This window comes from Aeromonas caviae (assembly GCF_000819785.1).
GTDB lineage: Bacteria > Pseudomonadota > Gammaproteobacteria > Enterobacterales > Aeromonadaceae > Aeromonas > Aeromonas caviae.
On the sequence record NZ_CDBK01000044.1, the window covers coordinates 86,570 to 104,540 of the forward strand.

Genomic DNA, 17,971 nt, shown 5'->3' on the forward strand with positions numbered 1-17,971 from the left:
TTTGGTAAACAGCAAGCACGTATCCCTCTTGAGGACGGGCATAGGGTACTCCCGGGTTAGATCATGCTCATTACCTATTTATGGTTATATTTAATCGCTATCATGGACAGATAGACGGCTAGATTTCCATTTAATTTGATTGCTGCTAGGATGGGCATCACGCAGTTGCATGGATGTAAGGGGTACGAGCGGTGTCGAGCAGAGAGTCGAACAAGAAAGCGGATGTCACAACCAGGCTGGAAGCCTGTCTCAAGGAGCGGATCCTGATCATCGACGGGGCCATGGGCACCATGATCCAGGGTTACAAACTCGGTGAGGCGGACTATCGGGGGGAGCGGTTTGCCGACTGGCATACCGACATCAAGGGCAACAACGACCTGCTGGTGTTGAGCCGTCCCGCCGTCATTCGCGAGATCCACGACCAGTATTGTGCCGCCGGGGCCGACATCCTCGAGACCAACACCTTCAACGCCACCCGCATCGCCATGGCGGACTACGAGATGGAAGCGCTCTCGGCCGAGATAAACCGGGAGGCAGCCCGCCTGGCCCGCGCCGTGGCGGACGAGTGGACGGCCAAAGACCCAGCCAAGCCGCGCTTTGTGGCAGGGGTTCTGGGCCCCACCAACCGTACCGCCTCCATCTCGCCAGACGTGAACGATCCGGGCAAGCGCAACGTCACCTATGACGAGCTGGTGGCCGCCTACACCGAATCGACCCACGCCCTCATCGAGGGCGGTGCCGACATCATCCTGATCGAGACCATCTTCGACACCCTCAACGCCAAGGCGGCCGCCTTCGCGGTGGACCTGGTGTTCGAGGAGCTGGGTTACAGCCTGCCGGTGATGATCTCCGGCACCATCACGGACGCCTCCGGTCGTACCCTCTCGGGCCAGACCACCGAGGCCTTCTACCACTCCCTTCGCCACGTCAAACCGGTCTCCTTCGGCCTCAACTGTGCGCTGGGGCCGGACGAGCTGCGCCAGTACGTGGAGGAGCTGTCCCGCATCAGCGAGACCTATGTCAGCGCCCACCCCAACGCCGGTCTGCCCAATGCGTTTGGCGAGTACGATCTGGACGCGGTCGAGATGGCGGAGCATATCTGCGAGTGGGCTTCGAGCGGCTTTCTCAACCTGGTGGGCGGCTGCTGCGGCACCACCCCAACCCACATCCGCGCCATGGCGGACGCCGTGGCGGGCATCAAGCCCCGCGCCCTGCCGGATCTGCCGGTGGCCTGCCGGTTGTCGGGCCTGGAGCCTCTCATCATCACGGCGGACTCCATGTTCGTGAACGTGGGTGAGCGGACCAACGTCACCGGCTCGGCCAAGTTCAAGCGCTTGATAAAAGAAGGGCTCTACGACGAGGCCCTGGATGTGGCCAAGCAGCAGGTGGAAAACGGCGCCCAGATCATCGACATCAACATGGATGAGGGGATGCTGGACGCCGAGGCGGCCATGGTGCGCTTCCTGAACCTGATTGCTGGCGAGCCGGACATCGCCCGGGTGCCGGTGATGATCGACTCCTCCAAGTGGGAGGTGCTGGAGGCGGGCCTCAAGTGCGTGCAGGGCAAGCCGGTGGTCAACTCCATCTCCATGAAGGAGGGGGAGGACAAATTCATCGAGCAGGCGAAACTGCTGCGCCGCTACGGCGCCGCCGTCATCGTCATGGCGTTCGACGAGGTGGGCCAGGCCGATACCCGGGCCCGCAAGTTCGAGATCTGCCAGCGCGCCTACCGCATTCTGGTGGACCGCGTCGGCTTCCCGCCGGAAGACATCATCTTCGACCCCAACATCTTCGCGGTGGCGACCGGCATCGACGAGCACAACAACTACGCGGTGGACTTCATCGAGGCGGTGAAGGACATCAAGGAGCACCTGCCCCACGCCATGATCTCCGGCGGCGTCTCCAACGTCTCTTTCTCTTTCCGTGGCAACGAGCCGGTGCGCGAAGCCATCCACGCTGTCTTCCTCTACCACGCCATCAGGAACGGCATGGACATGGGGATCGTCAACGCGGGCCAGCTTGCCATCTACGAAGACATCCCGGCCGAGCTCAAAGAGAAGGTCGAGGCGGTGGTGCTGAACCTCAACGACAACGCCACCGAGGCGCTGCTGGCCATCGCAGAGAAGTATCGCGGCGCGGGTGCCCAGGCGGAGGATCCGCGGGATCAGGAGTGGCGCAGCTGGCCGGTGGGCAAGCGGCTCGAACACGCCCTGGTCAAGGGGATCACTGATTTCATCGAGGAGGACACCGAGGAGGCGCGCGCCCAGGCCGAGAAGCCGCTGCACGTCATCGAGGGGCCGCTGATGGACGGCATGAACGTGGTGGGCGATCTGTTCGGCGCCGGCAAGATGTTCCTGCCCCAGGTGGTGAAGTCGGCCCGGGTGATGAAGCGGGCGGTGGCCTACCTGCAACCCTACATCGAGGCGGAGAAGTCCGGCGGTTCCAGCAACGGCAAAATCGTGCTGGCCACCGTCAAGGGCGACGTGCACGACATCGGCAAGAACATCGTCGGGGTGGTGCTCCAGTGCAACAACTTCGAGATCGTGGATCTCGGGGTCATGGTCTCCTGCGAGACCATCCTCAAGACGGCCCGGGAAGTGAACGCCGACATCATCGGCCTGTCGGGCCTCATCACTCCGTCCCTGGACGAGATGGTGCACGTGGCCAAAGAGATGGAGCGTCAGGGGTTCAAGCTGCCGCTGCTCATCGGCGGAGCCACCACTTCCAAGGCCCACACCGCGGTGAAGATAGAGCAGAACTACTCCGAGCCCGTGGTCTATGTCTCCAACGCCTCCCGCGCCGTGGGGGTGGCCCAGAGCCTGCTGAGCCCGGAGCTCAAGCCCGCCTTCGTGGCCCGCATCGACAAGGAGTACGAGATTGCCCGGGATCAGCATGCCCGCAAGCAGCCGCGCTCCAAGCCGGTCAGCCTGGCCCATGCCCGCGCCAACCGCCATCAGCTGGACTGGGTGGGCTATGAGCCCCCGGCGCCCCGGGAGCCCGGCGTGCAGACCTTCGAAAACGTGCCCATCTCTGTGCTGCGCCCCTACATCGACTGGACGCCGTTTTTCCTGAGCTGGGAGCTGGCGGGCAAGTTCCCCCGCATCCTGGAAGATGAGGTGGTGGGGGAGGAGGCGACGCGCCTCTACGCCGACGCCAACGCCATGCTGGATCAGCTGGAGAAGGATCAGAGCGTGCGCTGCGCCGGTATCGTCGGCCTGTTCCCCGCCAACGCCGTGGGGGACAGCATCGAGGTCTACACCGACGAGACCCGCACCCAGGTGCGCAAGGTGCTGCACCACCTGCGCCAGCAGAGCGAGAAGCAGGGCTTCCCCAACTACTGTCTGGCAGACTATGTGGCGCCGAAAGAGAGCGGCAAGCCCGACTGGATCGGCGCCTTCGCGGTGACCGGCGGCATCGGCGAGGAGGCCATCGCCAAGGCCTACAAGGCGGACCACGACGACTACAACGCCATCCTCATCCAGGCGGTGTGCGATCGCCTCGCCGAGGCCTTTGCCGAATACCTCCACGAGCAGGTGCGCAAAGTGCACTGGGGCTATGCCCCGGACGAGGCGCTCAGCAACGAGGAACTGATTCGCGAAAATTACCAGGGGATACGTCCGGCGCCGGGCTACCCGGCCTGCCCGGAGCACACCGAGAAGGGGAGCATCTGGGAGCTGCTGGACGTGGAGCAGGCCATCGGCATGCAGCTTACCGAGTCCTACGCCATGTGGCCGGGGGCGGCGGTATCCGGCTGGTACTTCTCCCACCCCGAGAGCAAATACTTCGCGGTGGCCCAGATCCAGCAGGATCAGGTGGAAGACTACGCCCAGCGCAAGGGGATGACCCTGGCAGAGGCCGAACGCTGGCTGGGACCCAACCTGCATTGATCCCCGTCTGCCTCGCCTCACGCGGTGCGGGGCAGACGCCGGGTATGCACGCCATATCGAGGTTGCCATGAAGATTGGATTTGTCGGTCTGGGGGCCGTGGTGCAGACAGCCTATCTGCCTGCACTCGCCGCACTGGCGGAAAATACCGAGATATGGGGTTTTGATCCCGCCATCACCCTGCCCGGCGTCATGTCCGCCTCGACCCTGGAAGCCCTGCTGGCCGAACCCCTGGATCGGCTGGTGATCGCCACGCCTTCCCTGCTGCATCTGCCTGTGCTGGAGCAGGCACTGGCCAGCGCCATTCCCCTCATCCTGGTGGAGAAACCCGTGGTGGCCACCCTGGCCCAGCACGATCGCCTGCACGCCCTGCTGGCGGACCCCGAGGTCGCAGCCAGGGTGCTGGCGCTGGATCACTGGATGGCCCGCAATGCCGTCCAGCAGTTGCTGCTGAGCGGCAAACTGGATGAAGGCTGGCAGCCTCGGGAATCAGACGGCGCCGGGGGCGGGCTGGCCACCCTCGCCGATATCAGCGCGGTGGAGGGCTTTTTGCTGGAACCCTGCGGCCTGGACGAGGCGGGGGAGCCCTATGCCCTCAACTTCGCCACCGGGGAGCCGGATCGGCGGGTCCTGCGCCATCCAGACGGGGTGATCCTCGACATCGGCACCCATCTGCTGGCGATGATCCGGGAGCTGCTGGTGGCCCTGGGTGGGGACGACCGCCTGCACCTGATCGCGGAGGGCGTCTGCGACCGGCTGGGGCAGCCCATCCGGCGCGGGGATCTGGAGACCGCCGAGGGGCGGGCCTGCCTGCGCGGCGAGGCGGCAGGGGTGCCCCTGACCCTCTGGCTCGACAAGTATGCCGGTCCCGGGGTGGAGAAGAAGGGGCTTTGCCTGCACTTCAAAGACGGGCGGCGCATCGAGCTGCTTCGCCGCGGCAACCTGGAGTGGCTGCACCATCACGACGTCGACGGGATGCGGGGCTGGCAACGTGAGGGGCCCCTCTATCGCCACTGCATCGCCCAGACCCTGCTGGCCCCCGTGCCTTTGGGAGGCTGGGCCGGCACCACGGCGCGCCGTTTGCAGGAGGTCGCCCTGCTGCTTGAGTTGCAGCAAGGGCTGCGCGGCCCCCATTGACGTCGCTGGCGCCATCCGGCATGAGGGCTGGTGGCTGGCGCCGTCTTGCAGAACGGTCCGTTCTTGAGTGCAGCACTCTCGGTTTTTGCCTGTTCTTGCAGAACCGCGCATGGTGAGGGGAAAGGATTGGCGTTGCCAGTCGTTCATGGCACCTTATACTCTCCAGTCCGATTATCAGGTCTGCCATTTCCATGAATATTGCCATTTTATCCCGTGAGCCCAACAACTACTCCACCCGCCGTCTGGTCGAGGTGGCCCGGGCCCGTGGGCATCAGGTCGAGGTGCTCGACACCCTGCGCTGCTACATGAACATCGCCTCCCACAGCCCCTCCATCCATTACGAAGGACGGGAGCTGGAGAGCTATGACGCCGTGATCCCGCGCATCGGTGCCAGCATCACCTTCTATGGCACCGCCGTGCTGCGCCAGTTCGAGATGATGAGCACCATGGCTCTCAACAGCTCGGTGGCCATCTCCCGCTCCCGGGACAAGCTGCGCGCCATGCAGCTGCTCTCCCGCCACGGCATCGGCCTGCCGGTGACCGGCTATGCCCACAGCACCCACGACGTACCGGATCTCATCACCATGGTGGGGGGCGCCCCCCTGGTGGTGAAACTGCTGGAGGGCACCCAGGGGATTGGCGTGGTGCTGTGCGAAACCCAGAAGGCCGCGGAGAGCGTCATCGAGGCCTTTATCCAGACCAACAACAACATCCTGGTGCAGGAGTACATCCGCGAGGCTAACGGCGCCGATATCCGCTGCCTGGTGGTCAACGGCAAGGTGGTGGCCGCCATGCGCCGCCAGGCCCAGCCGGGGGAGTTTCGCTCCAACTTGCACCGGGGCGGCACCGCCGAAGCCATCAAGATCACGCCGGAAGAGCGTGCCACCGCCGTGCAGGCCGCCAAGATCATGGGGCTGGACGTGGCCGGGGTGGATATTCTGCGTAGCGCCCGCGGCCCGCTGGTGCTGGAGGTGAACTCCTCCCCCGGCCTGCAGGGGGTGGAAGCCGCCTCCGGCAAGGACGTGGCGGGCAAGATCATCGAGTTCCTCGAGCTCAAGGCGAGCCGCAAGCACAAGCCGGCGGAATGAGTCCCAAACGAGTGTCAGACAGGTAAACACAGGGCGCCCTCGGGCGCCTTGTTGCTATCTGGCGGGTGGGCTGGAAGGCAGCGGGCTTGCCGGGAAGTGTCTCCCTTCTCCCGCTGTGTTGAACAGCCGGGGAGAAGGGCCGGGGATGAGTGGGTTATACCGCCCCGGGGGCGTCGGGGATCATCACCAGCCGGGCGCTGAAGACCCCCTCCACCAGGTGGGTCTCAATCTGCCAGCCCAGCTTCTCGCAGATGCGCTGGATGATGGTGAGGCCGCAGCCGTAGCCGAGGATCTGATCCGGCGCGGCGGCGGTGGGGTTGCTGATGGTGAGCACCTGCTCGTGCAGGGTGATCTCGATGTGCCCCTCGGCGTAGCTCAGGGCGTTTTTCAAGAGGTTGCCGAGGGCGATGGCGAGCAGGGAGAGGGGGGCCTGCACCTCGCTCTCCTCGTCCAGTTGCAGGCGAATGTCCAGCGTCTCCCGTTGCAGCAGGGGGGCGAGGCGGGTCAACTCCCGGCGAATGAGCGGCGCCACCTGCTGGGGCGGGCGCTCCACGGCCTCCTTGCGTCCCAGCAGCAGGAAGGTTTCGGTGAGCAGGGCCATCTCGTCGGCGGCGGCGCGGATGCGGCTGACGGCGCGGGCTGCCGGGGCGGGCAGGTCATTCACCTTGCCGAGCAGGGCCGCGGATCCTTGGATCACCATGTTGGGGGTGCGCAGCTCGTGGCTGGCAAAGCGACTGAACTCCTGTTCACGGGCAAACACGGCGGCTACCTCGTGCTTGCCCGCCAGCAGCGCCTGCTCTATCTCTCGCAGCTCCTGCCAGGGGGCATCGGGCACGAAGTCCCCCTGATCCGGGGTGAGGTGGGTGACCCGCTGGCGCAGCCGCTCCAGCGGCCTGGTGATGTGACGCACCAGCCAGATGCCGAAGGCGAGGCTCCCCAGCAGCAGGGCCAGGCCGATGAGGCGGGTCACCAGATGCAGCTTGGCTTCGTAAGGGTCCAGGTAGTCGTCCGCATCGTCGTTGAACACCAGATAGAGCAGCCCCTGACCCGAGGGGTGGGCGCGTACCAGGAAATGCTTGTCCTCCCGGCCCAGCTGATGCTCGAAGAAGCCGGGGCTCTGGTAGGCCTTGAGCCAGGCGGGCAGGCGGCCCGCCTCTGTCCAGTAGCTGGAGAACTGGCGCGGGCTGGGGGCGGGGGCCGCCATCCCGAGGCGCAACCAGTCGTCGTCATAACGGGTTGCCTCCGCCTCCAGCCAGTGGCGCAGGCTCAGCTCCTCCATCTTGTTCTCGGCCACCACCATCAGCAGGCTCAGGATCACCAGCAGCAGCAGACCGGCCCCTCCCAGCGCCAGCACCAGGCGCCGGCGCAGGCTCGGCAGACCGGAGGCAAGGGGCGGCGTCGGGTTCGTCATGGGGTCACCAGCCGGTAGCCCTGGCCGTGCAGGGTCTCCAGCATGGGGGTGGGGAAGGGCTTGTCGAGGGCGCTGCGCAGGGCATAGATGTGGCTGCGCAGGGCGTCTGAGTCGGGCTCCTCGTCGCCCCAGACGGTGTCGAGCACCTCCTGGCGCGTCACCAGCTGTGGCGCGCGCTTCACCAGCAGGGTGAGGATCTGGAACGGGATCTTGCCGAGTTTGAGCTCCACCCCGGCGCGGGTGGCGCGGCCGCTGGCGGGATCCATCGTCAGATCGCCAAAGCAGAGCACGCCCATGTCCCCTCTGGGGCCACGCAGGCTGAGGGCCTCCAGGCGCACCTCCAGCTCCTCCATGGCGAACGGCTTGACCAGATAGTCGTCGCCCCCCGCCCGAAAGCCTGCCAGCTTGTCCTCCAGGCTGTCGCGGGCGGTGAGAAAGAGCACCGGGGTCGCGATGCCGTCCGCACGCAGCCGCTCCACGGTACGCAGGCCGTCGAGGCGCGGCATCATGACGTCCATGATGATGACGTCGAAGCGCTCCTGGGCCAGCAGTTGCAGCGCGGCCTGGCCGTGATAGGCGCAGTCCACCCTGTGCCCGGCCAGCGCCAGATAGTCCATGATGGTCTCCGCCACCTGGGGACTGTCTTCCACCACCAGTATTTTCATGCTCTGATCTCCTGGTCTGTGCCGCTATTTCACGGCCATTTCACACCGGATGGGTCATCCTGTGTGCCAGTGTAACCCCGAGGATCCCCGATGAAGAAGTCTCTCCGCGCCTTCTGGTTATTGATTCTATTGCCTTTTGGTCTGGTGCAGGCGGCCGAGTTCAAGCTCACGGGCCGCACTACCTGGCAGCTTGGCCAGTTGATGGTCAACGGCATTCCCTTCGTGATCGATGAGCGCACCCGCTTCAAGGATGGCCTGGATGAGGATGATCTCGGCGGGACCTGGGTCGATCTGGAAGGGGTCGTGCAGGAGACGGCGGCAGGGGCGCGGCGGCTCGTTCGCGAGGTGGAGGCGCTGGAAGAGGAGGACGAGATGGAGCTGGAAGGGCCGGTGGAAGGGGGGCGGATCTGGGGTTATGTCACCTCGGATGGGAGCCTCTCCCCGTTCGAGGGACGCTGGCTGGAGCTGGAGTGCAAGTTTGACGGCATGCGCCTGAGCCAGTGCCGGGAGGATGACTGACCGGTCAGGGCGGACCGGGAAAAATTGCCCGTCCGGGGCCATAGTTAAACCTCACCCCGTGACCCCGGACCGCCTGCCATGACCCGAACCGCACTCTGCCTGCTGCTGTTGCCCTTCTGCACCCTTGCCGACGACGCCGAGCTCTGGCTGGTGGAGCTGGAGCACAACGACGGGGTGCGCCTGCAATTCCAGGGGGCTGAGCTGGAGCTCGGCAGTGCCGAACTGCACGGCGTGGCGCAGCCGGACGGGCTCGTGCCCGGCATGCACCTCGCGATCCTGAGCCGCTACGGCGTCGCCGAGACGATCCGGGTGCTCGACGGGGCGCCGGATCCGGCGCTCGGGGCCAGCTGGCGGCGGGCGGAGGATCGACTGCTCACCCATAATCAGCAGGCATTGCTGCTACAGGATCTCGGCGTGCTGGTGTTTGATGCTGACACTCGCTGGATCAACGGCAGCGCCGCCGATCTGCAACCGGGTCGCCGCCTGGTGCTGAGCCGGGATGAAGAGGGCCGCCTCACCGATATCCTCATTCCTGACCCCGAGGATCCCCTCGACGCCGAAGAGTGAGACCTCTCTCCCTTTCCCCTTGTTAATGGCTTGTACTTTAAATTTCCCCACTTATACTGGCGCACATCTTGTCGGAGTGCTGACCGTCGAACGACGCTAAGCTGAGACCGTTAATTCGGGATCCGTGGAACCTGATCAGGTTAAGACCTGCGAAGGGAAACAAGGGTAACTTGCGGGTTACCGCGCCGGGGAAGGCACACCTTCCCGCCAGCTGGAGGCAGACCGCCTCTGGCTGGCACAGGCGCACAGGGGGAGGTTGTCCCGTCCGGTTGTCCTTAGGGCGCCGGGTTTCCAGACTAGGGAAACACCGGGACGGCAGAGCAGGGAAGATCCATGCCCGGCTCACTCCCCCGAGCACACCCCGCCGCAAGTTCATCTTCTCCTCGAACTCCAGACAAGCAAACACCCATAACTTCAACCAGTTAATGTGAGTTTTGCTATGTCTACCAATGTTTCTGATACCACCAAATCCAGCCGCCGCGAGCAGCGCTCCAGCGCCCAGACCTTTATCGACAACCTCAAGGGGATGGCGCACCCCAACTCCCGCCGCATCTTTATCCAGGGTTCTCGCCCTGACATCCGGGTGCCTTTGCGGGAGATCCAGCTGGCCGACACCTTCGTCGGCGGCACCAAGGACGCTCCCCAGTTCGAGCCCAACGAGCCGGTGCCGGTTTACGATACCTCGGGCCCCTATGGGGAAGAGGCCGCCCCCATCGACGTGCGCCGTGGTCTGCCGCGCCTGCGCGAAGCCTGGGTGCTGGAGCGTGCTGACACCGACGCGCTGGACGGGCTGAGCTCCACCTTCACTCAGGAGCGCCTGGCGGACGAGGGGCTGGATCACCTGCGTTTCGAACATTTGCCGAGCGCCCGCCGCGCCAAGCCGGGCCGCCGGGTCACCCAGCTGCACTATGCCCGCCAAGGCATCGTCACCCCCGAGATGGAATTTATCGCCATCCGCGAGAACATGGGCCGCGAGCGAGTGCGCTCCGAGCTCCTGCGCACCCAGCACCCGGGTCAGGGCTTTGGCGCCAGACTGCCCCAGAACATCACCCCCGAGTTCGTGCGCGATGAGGTGGCCGCCGGTCGCGCCATCATCCCCAGCAACATCAACCACCCGGAAGCGGAGCCCATGATCATCGGCCGCAACTTCCTGGTGAAGATCAACGCCAACATCGGCAACTCGGCGGTCACTTCCAGCATCGAAGAGGAAGTGGAGAAGCTGGTGTGGTCCACCCGCTGGGGCGCCGACACCGTGATGGATCTCTCCACCGGCCGCTACATCCACGAGACCCGCGAGTGGATCCTGCGCAACAGCCCGGTGCCCATCGGTACCGTGCCCATCTATCAGGCGCTGGAGAAGACCAACGGCATCGCCGAAGACCTCACCTGGGAGCTGTTCCGCGACACCCTGCTGGAGCAGGCCGAGCAGGGGGTGGACTACTTCACCATCCACGCAGGCGTCTTGCTGCGCTTCGTGCCCATGACCGCCAAGCGCCTCACCGGCATCGTTTCGCGCGGTGGCAGTATCATGGCCAAGTGGTGCCTGTCGCACCACAAGGAGAACTTCCTCTACGAGCACTTCCGCGAGATCTGCGAGATCTGCGCCGCCTACGACGTGAGCTTGTCGCTGGGTGACGGTCTGCGTCCGGGCTCCGTCTACGACGCCAACGACGAGGCCCAGTTCGCCGAGCTGCGCACCCTGGGCGAGCTCACCAAGATTGCCTGGGAATACGACGTGCAGGTGATGATCGAGGGGCCTGGTCACGTGCCCATGCACATGATCGAGCGCAACATGACCGAGCAGCTCGAGCACTGCCACGAGGCGCCCTTCTATACCCTGGGCCCGCTCACCACCGACATTGCCCCGGGGTACGATCACTTCACCTCCGGCATCGGCGCCGCGCTCATCGGCTGGTACGGCTGCGCCATGCTCTGCTACGTGACCCCCAAGGAACACCTGGGCCTGCCCAACAAGGAGGACGTGAAGCAGGGGCTCATTACCTACAAGATCGCCGCCCACGCTGCTGACCTTGCCAAAGGCCACCCGGGCGCCCAGATCCGCGACAACGCCATGTCCAAGGCGCGCTTCGAGTTCCGCTGGGAGGATCAATTCAACCTAGCCCTCGACCCCGACACCGCCCGCGCCTACCACGACGAGACCCTGCCCCAGGAGTCCGGCAAGGTGGCCCACTTCTGCTCCATGTGCGGGCCCAAGTTCTGCTCCATGAAGATCACCCAGGACGTGCGCGACTACGCCGCCAAGCTGGAAGCCGTAGAGATAAAGCTGGTCGGCATGGACGGTCAGCAGGAGCGGGTGGTGGCCGAGGTCGAGAGCGGCATGGCCCGCATGGCTGAAACCTTCAAGGAGACCGGCGGCGAGATCTACCATCAGGCGGCGACCCTGAAGCAGGCCGCAGGGGAGGAGGCGTGAGCAGCGAGCGCGGGGCTGTCAGCCCCGCCGACCTGTCCGCCGTGACGCAGGCCCGCCCCGTGGTCTGGACCATCGCCGGGTCCGACTCCGGCGGCGGGGCCGGCATTCAGGCCGACTTGCACACGATGCATGACCTCGGCGTGCACGGCTGCTCCGTCATCTCCGCCATCACGGCCCAGAACTCGGTGGCGGTGAAGATGGTCGACCCCGTGCTGATGCAGACCTTCGCCGCCCAGATCGATGCCCTGGGGCTGGATCTGCCACCCGCTGCCATCAAGATAGGCCTGCTGCCGACCCGGCTGCACGTGGAGGTGCTGGCCCGTCGCCTGTCGACCGTCGAGGCTCCCTTCGTGGTCTACGACCCGGTGGCCATCGCCAGCACCGGCACCCCCATGGCGGAGCCCGGCATGCTGGTGGCGGTGCGCGAGCACCTGCTGCCACGTCTGTCGCTCATCACCCCCAACGGTCCCGAGCTGGAAGCCCTGACCGGCCTGCCCGCCACCAGTCCCGAGCTGGTGCGCCTCGCCGCCCGGCGGCTGCGCGAACTCGGCGCCCGCGCCGTGCTGGTCAAGGGGGGCCACCTTGAATGGGGCGGGGATCTCTGCCTCGACTACTACCAGGACGAGAGCCGCGAATTCTGGCTCGCCGCGCCACGCCTCGATACCCGCCACGGCCACGGCACCGGTTGCGCTTACGCCAGCGCCATCGCCGCCGTGGTGGCGCAGGACTATCCGGTGGAGGACGCCATCACCCTGGCGCGCGCCTACCTGCAACAGGGCTTGGCGGCGGCGCAGGGGGTGGGTGCAGGCCCGGGGCCCATCGCCCATCTCGGCTGGCCCGCCGACCTGGCCCACTTCCCCCGTGCCGTGCTGGCGGGATCACCGCTCGATCGCCGCTTCGGATTGTATGAAACAAGCAGCGCCCGCCTGCCGCAGGGCCCCTTCGCGCCGACCGAACACAACCTCGGTCTCTATCCGGTGGTGGATTCGGTCAAGTGGCTCAAGCGTCTGCTGGGGGCCGGGGTCAAGACCATCCAGCTACGGATCAAGAATCTGCCCGCCACAGAGGTGGCGCCGGCCATTCGTGATGCGGTCGCGCTCGGTCGCCGCCATGGGGCGCGGCTCTTTATCAACGACCATTGGCAGCAGGCCATCGAGGCGGGGGCCTGGGGCGTGCATCTGGGGCAGGAGGATATGGAGACCGCCGATCTCGCCGCCATTCAGGCGGCGGGGCTGCGCTTTGGCATCTCCACCCACGGCTACTTCGAGCTGATGCGGGCCCGCGAGCTGGCCCCCTCCTATATCGCGCTCGGCCATATCTTCCCGACCAACACCAAGGCGATGCCTTCGCGCCCCCAGGGGCTGGCGCGGCTGCACCACTACCGCGCCCTGATGGCGCAGTGGCCCACGGTGGCCATCGGCGGCATCAGCGAGGAGCGGGTGGCGGCGGTCAAGGCAAGCGGGGTCGGCAGCATTGCGCTGGTCTCGGCCATCACGGCGAGCGATGACTGGCAGGGCGCGACCGAGCGGCTGCTCGCTGCCGTGGGGGCGGGGGATGAGCCGTGCTCGGCCAGCGTGATACGGGAGGCAGAACATGCGCTCTGATGCCGCTTCTCTTAGTGACAAAGAGTATCTGAGATACGGCCGTCAGCTGATGCTGGCGGAAGTGGGCGAGGAAGGGCAGGCGCGGCTCAAGGATAAGTCCGTGTTGATCGTGGGCCTCGGCGGGCTCGGCTCGCCGCTCGCCCTCTATCTGGCCGGGGCCGGGGTGGGCACCTTGTGGCTCGCCGATGGCGACACGGTGGATTCCAGCAACCTGCCGCGCCAGATCCTGTTCGATAGCGAGGCGGTCAACCACTCCAAGGCGGAGCTGGCCCGCGAGCGCTTGGCCGCCCACAACCCGCTGGTGGAGCTGATTGCCATCAACCAGCGACTCGATGCCGCCAGCCTGCCGGAGTTTGTGGCCGAGGTGGATCTGGTGATCGACTGCTGCGACAACCTCGCCACCCGCCAGGCCATCAACGCCGCCTGCGTGGCCCAGGGCAAGCCCTGGATCTGTGCCGCCGCAGTGGGTTGGCAGGGGCAGCTGATGGCGCGTACCAGCAGTGATCACGCCTGCTACGCCTGCCTCTATCCGCTGGATACCGAGATCAGGGAAAGCTGCGAGACCAGCGGCGTCACCGGCCCGCTGGTGGGGGTGATGGGCTCTTTGCAGGCGCTGGAGGCACTGAAACTGCTGCTCGGGATGCCAAGCCCGGTGGCGGGCACATTGCGCCGGTTTGATGCCCTGACCCATCAGTGGCAGACCCTCACGCTGGCTCCCGATCCCGATTGCCCGGTCTGCGGCAGCACCCACCCGGCCCTGGAGAATTAACCATGAAGATCCGATTGAACGATATCGAGCTGACGCTGCCCACCGGCCAGCGCCTGACTGAGCTGCTGGCGGTGCAGGAGATTTCCCCTCAGGGGGTAGCGGTGGCCCTCAACGGCGCCGTGCTGCCCCGTGGCCGCTGGGCCGAGACCCGTCTCAATGACGGGGACGAACTCCACCTCTTCACCGCCATCGCGGGAGGCTGATCCATGATGCTCGCAGTCCCATCTTCGAACGCTCTGCCTTGCGGCGGGGCCTCATCTCTTCTTATCGCAGTGGCCGGAGGCTGACATGCTGACAATTGCCGATCACACCTTCTCTTCGCGCCTCTTCACCGGCACCGGCAAGTTTGCCCGCCCGGAACTGATGGCCGCCGCCATCGAGGCGAGTGGCTCCCGGCTGGTCACCATGGCCATCAAGCGGCTGGAACCCGGCAAGGCCCACGACGATATCCTGAGCCCGCTCCTGAAACTCGGGGTCAAGCTGCTGCCCAACACCTCGGGGGCCAAGACCGCCGCCGAGGCGGTATTTGCCGCCCACCTCGCCCGTGAGGCGCTGGGGACGAACTGGCTCAAGCTTGAGATCCACCCCGATCCTCGTTACCTGCTGCCAGACCCCATCGAGACGCTCAAAGCCGCCGAACAACTGGTGAAAGAGGGCTTTGTGGTGCTGCCCTACTGCGGTGCCGACCCCGTGCTGTGCAAACGGCTCGAAGAGGTGGGCTGCGCCGCCGTGATGCCGCTGGGCGCCCCCATCGGTTCCAATCAGGGGCTGGTGACCCGGGAGTTTCTCTCCATCATCGTCGAGCAGGCCAATGTGCCCGTGGTGGTGGATGCGGGGATCGGTGCGCCGAGCCATGCGGCGGCCGCCTTTGAGCTGGGCGCCGATGCCGTGCTGGTCAACACCGCCATCGCGGTGAGCGGCGACCCGATCGCCATGGGCCGCGCCTTTGCGCTGGCCTGCACCGCCGGTCGCAGCGCCTATGAGGCAGGCCTTGGCGCTCGCGCCCAGCAGGCGCAAGCCTCCAGCCCGCTTACCGATTTTCTGGGGGCGTTATGAGTCAGCATGCCAATGACCCCACCCCGACCCTCCCCTTGCCAGGGGAGGGAGTGTCGACTTCGCCCTCTTGTGAAGTAGGAGATCGGGGGGGCGGATTAACACCTCCCCCTTGTGAAGGGGGAGGCCGGGAGGGGGTTGAGAGAAAGTCGGAGAGTTTTCTCGATAGATGGCAGGAGCTGGAGTGGGACGATATCGGCATGCAGATCCGCGCCAAAACTGCCGCCGATGTGGCCCGCGCCCTGAGCGCCCCCCGCCGTACCTTGGCCGATTTTATGGCGCTGATCTCCCCAGCCGCCGAAGCGTACCTGCCGCAGATGGCGGCCGAGGCCGAGCGGCTGACTCGCCAGCGCTTTGGCAACACCATCGGCTTCTATGTGCCGCTCTATCTGTCGAACCTCTGTGCCAACGACTGCACCTACTGCGGCTTCTCCATGAGCAACCGCCTCAAGCGCAAGACCTTGAATGCAGAGGAGATTGAGCGCGAGTGTCTGGCCATCAAGGCGCGCGGTTTTGACAGCGTGCTGCTGGTGACCGGCGAGCACGAGCACAAGGTGGGGCTCGCCTATTTTCGGCAGGTGTTGCCCATCATCCGCCGTCACTTCAGCACGGTGGGGATGGAGGTGCAGCCCCTCTCTCAGGACGAATACGCCGAGCTGAAAACCCTCGGCCTCGATTCGGTCATGGTCTATCAGGAGACCTACCACGCCCCCACCTATGCCCGCCATCACCTGCGCGGCAACAAGCAGGACATCGCATGGCGCCTCGCCACGCCGGATCGGCTGGGCCGCGCCGGTATCGACAAGATAGGGTTGGGGGCGCTGATCGGTCTCTCCTCGGACTGGCGTGCCGACAGCTACTTTGTCGCCGAGCATCTGAGCTGGCTTGAGCGCCACCACTGGCAGAGCCGCTACTCGCTCTCCTTCCCGCGCCTGCGCCCCTGCACCGGCGCTCTGGAGCCTGCCGTGGTCATGTCGGATCGCCAGCTGGCCCAGCTTATCTGCGCCTGGCGCCTCTTCTCGCCCACGCTGGATTTGTCGCTCTCCACCCGCGAGTCGGCCACCTTCCGCAACGGCGCGGTGCGCCTTGGCATCACCCAGATGTCGGCTGAGTCGCGCACCCAGCCGGGTGGCTATGCCGAGGGGGATAAAGAGGAGCTGGAGCAGTTCGCCATCCACGACGACCGCCCGGTGGGGGAAGTAGCCGCCGCGGTGCGGCAGGCGGGGTTGCAGCCGGTGTTCAAGGACTGGGAACCCTTCTTGGGCCGATAGAGGCGGCCACGCCCCCCTTTGCCGGTGGCATCCGGCATGGTTGGGCGGTGTTCGGCCACACACCTTGCTGGTGGCGATGCTTTGGCTCCCTCCCCTGCGAAGGGGAGGGCTGGGGAGGGGTCTTGATGCGATGTTTCATTGCCATCGTAGGGTCGATTAGCCGTCAGGCGTAATCGTCCGTTCCAAGGCATGGTGTTGGCGGAAGGAGCCGTTGTGTGGTGGCACGGCTTTGCCGTGCAGGACGCGAGGCCGCTGGCCTCGAAGGGTTTTCGCCCGCCCTTCGGGCTTGGGCGAGTGACTTTGGAAAGACCCAAAGTCACCAAAGGTCTTCTCCCCCGCTTATTCGCCCGACTGCGTCGGGTTCCTTCGGCTCACCCACTTGTCCGGCGGCACGCGCCGACGGGCCTTTGGCCTTCGCCATCCATGGCTTCGGCCAAAGTCCGCTTCGAACATCCCTGTTCTCGCGCCAAATCGGGTCGAGCGGCGCTCGCCCTTGCCCGATTTGGCCCATGGTCTGGCGCCGCTCGCTCGACATCCTGTCTCGCGGCCTGGACAAGCGGGCTCGCCTCAGCGAAAAAGAGGGTAACCAAGACCGTGCCCGCCCGGTAGATAGTGGAGGGTGCAGTTGATATGCGAGATGGTGCTTAGGGTAGTTGCTTGAGGTAATTGGTTAGCGAGAAGGGCTGAGCAAATTCTTTCATCCCGGCCAATCTATCCAGCTCTGCTTGGCCGACTTGCTGCAACTGAGCTTGCTGGGCGGGAGTTAGCGTGGTGGTTCTCGCCTTGATCAGGGTGTCGAGAAAACTGCTGTCTCCCTCTACGGCTTGATGGAACGCCTTGAGCGCCAGCGCATCCACTTCTGCTGCGGTGCAGCGCTCCATGCTTTTCTCATGCAGATAGATAAGCACGGTTACTAGTTGTCCCCTCTCCAGTGACCAGAAGGGGTCACTTTTGACAGGCAGTGTGGCGCTGTGTTGTGACTTGATGGCTTCGCACCGCTCAAATGCCGGATCCAGATCGTGTAGTGACAGGGCAAAGGCGCTGGAGCTGGTTGCAAGCAGCGCAAAGAGCAAGGCAAGGCGTCTGTAGAAGGAGAGACTCCAGCTATCCGGCGCCTTGTCTATTACAGGGCTGTTGCGGCCGCTCATCGGCTTATGACTGCTTTTTCAGAAAGTAACTGATATGCCCCGGCGGCATATCGGGCAGCTGACCAAAGACTTCGTAACCCTGCTTCTGGTAGAAGGGGAGGGCCTGAAAACTGGTGGTTTCCAGATGGTAGTTGGTGATGCCCTTGCTTTGGGCGTACTGCTCCATGGCGCCGAGCAGGCGGCCGCCCCAGCCATCGCGGCGGATGCGTTCGTCGATCCAGAGCCAGTCGACGTGCAGCCAGCCCCACTTGATGTCGGCGATGATGCCGCCGTGAACCTTGCCCTCTTCATCCTTGATAAAGCTGGCGATCCGCTCGCGCAGATGGGTGCCGGCGTGATCCTTGTTGTAGCCCGAGAGGCCAATGCGCAGCGCTTCGATCTCATCGTCCTGAGGCGGTTGGGGTGGGGTGAGTTGCATAGTGC

General features: G+C 65.3%; 15 protein-coding genes and 1 riboswitch. Of the genes, 11 read left to right on the forward strand and 4 right to left on the reverse strand.

Translation table 11 applies throughout. From position 1 onward, the window contains the following. Positions 1–191 precede the first annotated feature (191 nt). The 3 genes from metH (at position 192) to rimK (ending at position 6,110) form a co-directional block, all read left to right on the forward strand. Positions 192–3,887: a methionine synthase gene (gene metH, locus BN1120_RS07100; RefSeq protein ID WP_042015336.1), complete on the forward strand. Its 3,696-nt coding sequence runs from the start codon at positions 192–194 to the stop codon at positions 3,885–3,887. Between the two features lie 67 nt (positions 3,888–3,954). Further along, positions 3,955–5,022, forward strand: a complete 1,068-nt coding sequence (locus BN1120_RS07105; RefSeq protein ID WP_042015338.1) for a Gfo/Idh/MocA family oxidoreductase — start codon at positions 3,955–3,957, stop codon at positions 5,020–5,022. A 191-nt stretch (positions 5,023–5,213) separates the two neighbouring features. Then, a complete protein-coding gene (rimK, locus tag BN1120_RS07110) occupies positions 5,214–6,110 on the forward strand; it encodes a 30S ribosomal protein S6--L-glutamate ligase (protein WP_010672657.1) in 897 nt (298 codons plus the stop codon). A 154-nt stretch (positions 6,111–6,264) separates the two neighbouring features. On the opposite strand, the gene BN1120_RS07115 is transcribed toward rimK, so the two are convergent. Both BN1120_RS07115 and BN1120_RS07120 read right to left on the reverse strand, forming a co-directional pair. Beyond that, entirely contained in the window at positions 6,265–7,521 is a 1,257-nt protein-coding gene (locus BN1120_RS07115) for a sensor histidine kinase (RefSeq protein ID WP_042015339.1), read from the reverse strand. Then, on the reverse strand, positions 7,518–8,186 hold the full coding sequence (locus BN1120_RS07120) for a response regulator transcription factor (protein WP_042015340.1): 669 nt from the start codon (positions 8,184–8,186) through the stop codon (positions 7,518–7,520). The genes BN1120_RS07115 and BN1120_RS07120 overlap by 4 nt, the downstream gene beginning before the upstream one ends. A 90-nt stretch (positions 8,187–8,276) precedes the next feature. On the opposite strand from BN1120_RS07120, the gene BN1120_RS07125 reads away from it, so the two are divergent. From BN1120_RS07125 to thiH, 8 genes are all read left to right on the forward strand, one after another. Further along, positions 8,277–8,705, forward strand: a complete 429-nt coding sequence (locus BN1120_RS07125) for a hypothetical protein (protein ID WP_039040447.1) — start codon at positions 8,277–8,279, stop codon at positions 8,703–8,705. A 78-nt stretch (positions 8,706–8,783) separates the two neighbouring features. Then, positions 8,784–9,272: a hypothetical protein gene (locus tag BN1120_RS07130; RefSeq protein WP_042015341.1), complete on the forward strand. Its 489-nt coding sequence runs from the start codon at positions 8,784–8,786 to the stop codon at positions 9,270–9,272. Between the two features lie 62 nt (positions 9,273–9,334). Continuing rightward, positions 9,335–9,448, forward strand: a riboswitch (TPP riboswitch). A 263-nt stretch (positions 9,449–9,711) separates the two neighbouring features. Continuing rightward, positions 9,712–11,703 carry a phosphomethylpyrimidine synthase ThiC gene (gene thiC, locus BN1120_RS07135; protein WP_042015342.1) on the forward strand — a complete coding sequence of 664 codons (1,992 nt, stop codon included), beginning with the start codon at positions 9,712–9,714 and terminating at the stop codon, positions 11,701–11,703. Further along, positions 11,700–13,307, forward strand: a complete 1,608-nt coding sequence (gene thiE / locus BN1120_RS07140; RefSeq protein WP_042015344.1) for a thiamine phosphate synthase — start codon at positions 11,700–11,702, stop codon at positions 13,305–13,307. Before thiC ends, thiE begins: the two co-directional genes overlap by 4 nt. Continuing rightward, on the forward strand, positions 13,297–14,076 hold the full coding sequence (locus BN1120_RS07145) for a HesA/MoeB/ThiF family protein (RefSeq protein WP_042015345.1): 780 nt from the start codon (positions 13,297–13,299) through the stop codon (positions 14,074–14,076). Before thiE ends, BN1120_RS07145 begins: the two co-directional genes overlap by 11 nt. A 2-nt stretch (positions 14,077–14,078) precedes the next feature. Next, positions 14,079–14,279 (forward strand): sulfur carrier protein ThiS, encoded by a 201-nt coding sequence (thiS, locus tag BN1120_RS07150; RefSeq protein WP_010672666.1) that lies wholly within the window; start codon positions 14,079–14,081, stop codon positions 14,277–14,279. An 85-nt stretch (positions 14,280–14,364) separates the two neighbouring features. Continuing rightward, complete coding sequence (locus BN1120_RS07155) at positions 14,365–15,132, forward strand: thiazole synthase (protein WP_042015346.1); 768 nt, start codon at positions 14,365–14,367, stop codon at positions 15,130–15,132. Next, positions 15,129–16,400 carry a 2-iminoacetate synthase ThiH gene (gene thiH / locus BN1120_RS07160; RefSeq protein ID WP_042015348.1) on the forward strand — a complete coding sequence of 424 codons (1,272 nt, stop codon included), beginning with the start codon at positions 15,129–15,131 and terminating at the stop codon, positions 16,398–16,400. Before BN1120_RS07155 ends, thiH begins: the two co-directional genes overlap by 4 nt. 644 nt (positions 16,401–17,044) lie before the next feature. Here thiH and BN1120_RS07165 read toward each other — a convergent pair. Next, positions 17,045–17,548: a hypothetical protein gene (locus BN1120_RS07165; protein WP_231959402.1), complete on the reverse strand. Its 504-nt coding sequence runs from the start codon at positions 17,546–17,548 to the stop codon at positions 17,045–17,047. Between the two features lie 4 nt (positions 17,549–17,552). Beyond that, complete coding sequence (locus BN1120_RS07170; protein WP_042015349.1) at positions 17,553–17,966, reverse strand: GNAT family N-acetyltransferase; 414 nt, start codon at positions 17,964–17,966, stop codon at positions 17,553–17,555. Positions 17,967–17,971: the final 5 nt, after the last annotated feature.

Bases quoted from the DNA above. Each gene is read 5' to 3' on its own strand.
- BN1120_RS07105 (WP_042015338.1), top strand. From the start codon at position 3,955: ATGAAGATTGGATTTGTCGGTCTGGGGGCCGTGGTGCAGACAGCCTAT.
- rimK (WP_010672657.1), top strand. From the start codon at position 5,214: ATGAATATTGCCATTTTATCCCGTGAGCCCAACAACTACTCCACCCGC.
- BN1120_RS07115 (WP_042015339.1), bottom strand. From the start codon at position 7,521: ATGACGAACCCGACGCCGCCCCTTGCCTCCGGTCTGCCGAGCCTGCGC.
- BN1120_RS07120 (WP_042015340.1), bottom strand. From the start codon at position 8,186: ATGAAAATACTGGTGGTGGAAGACAGTCCCCAGGTGGCGGAGACCATC.
- BN1120_RS07125 (WP_039040447.1), top strand. From the start codon at position 8,277: ATGAAGAAGTCTCTCCGCGCCTTCTGGTTATTGATTCTATTGCCTTTT.
- BN1120_RS07130 (WP_042015341.1), top strand. From the start codon at position 8,784: ATGACCCGAACCGCACTCTGCCTGCTGCTGTTGCCCTTCTGCACCCTT.
- thiC (WP_042015342.1), top strand. From the start codon at position 9,712: ATGTCTACCAATGTTTCTGATACCACCAAATCCAGCCGCCGCGAGCAG.
- BN1120_RS07145 (WP_042015345.1), top strand. From the start codon at position 13,297: ATGCGCTCTGATGCCGCTTCTCTTAGTGACAAAGAGTATCTGAGATAC.
- thiS (WP_010672666.1), top strand. From the start codon at position 14,079: ATGAAGATCCGATTGAACGATATCGAGCTGACGCTGCCCACCGGCCAG.
- BN1120_RS07155 (WP_042015346.1), top strand. From the start codon at position 14,365: ATGCTGACAATTGCCGATCACACCTTCTCTTCGCGCCTCTTCACCGGC.
- thiH (WP_042015348.1), top strand. From the start codon at position 15,129: ATGAGTCAGCATGCCAATGACCCCACCCCGACCCTCCCCTTGCCAGGG.
- BN1120_RS07165 (WP_231959402.1), bottom strand. From the start codon at position 17,548: ATGAGCGGCCGCAACAGCCCTGTAATAGACAAGGCGCCGGATAGCTGG.
- BN1120_RS07170 (WP_042015349.1), bottom strand. From the start codon at position 17,966: ATGCAACTCACCCCACCCCAACCGCCTCAGGACGATGAGATCGAAGCG.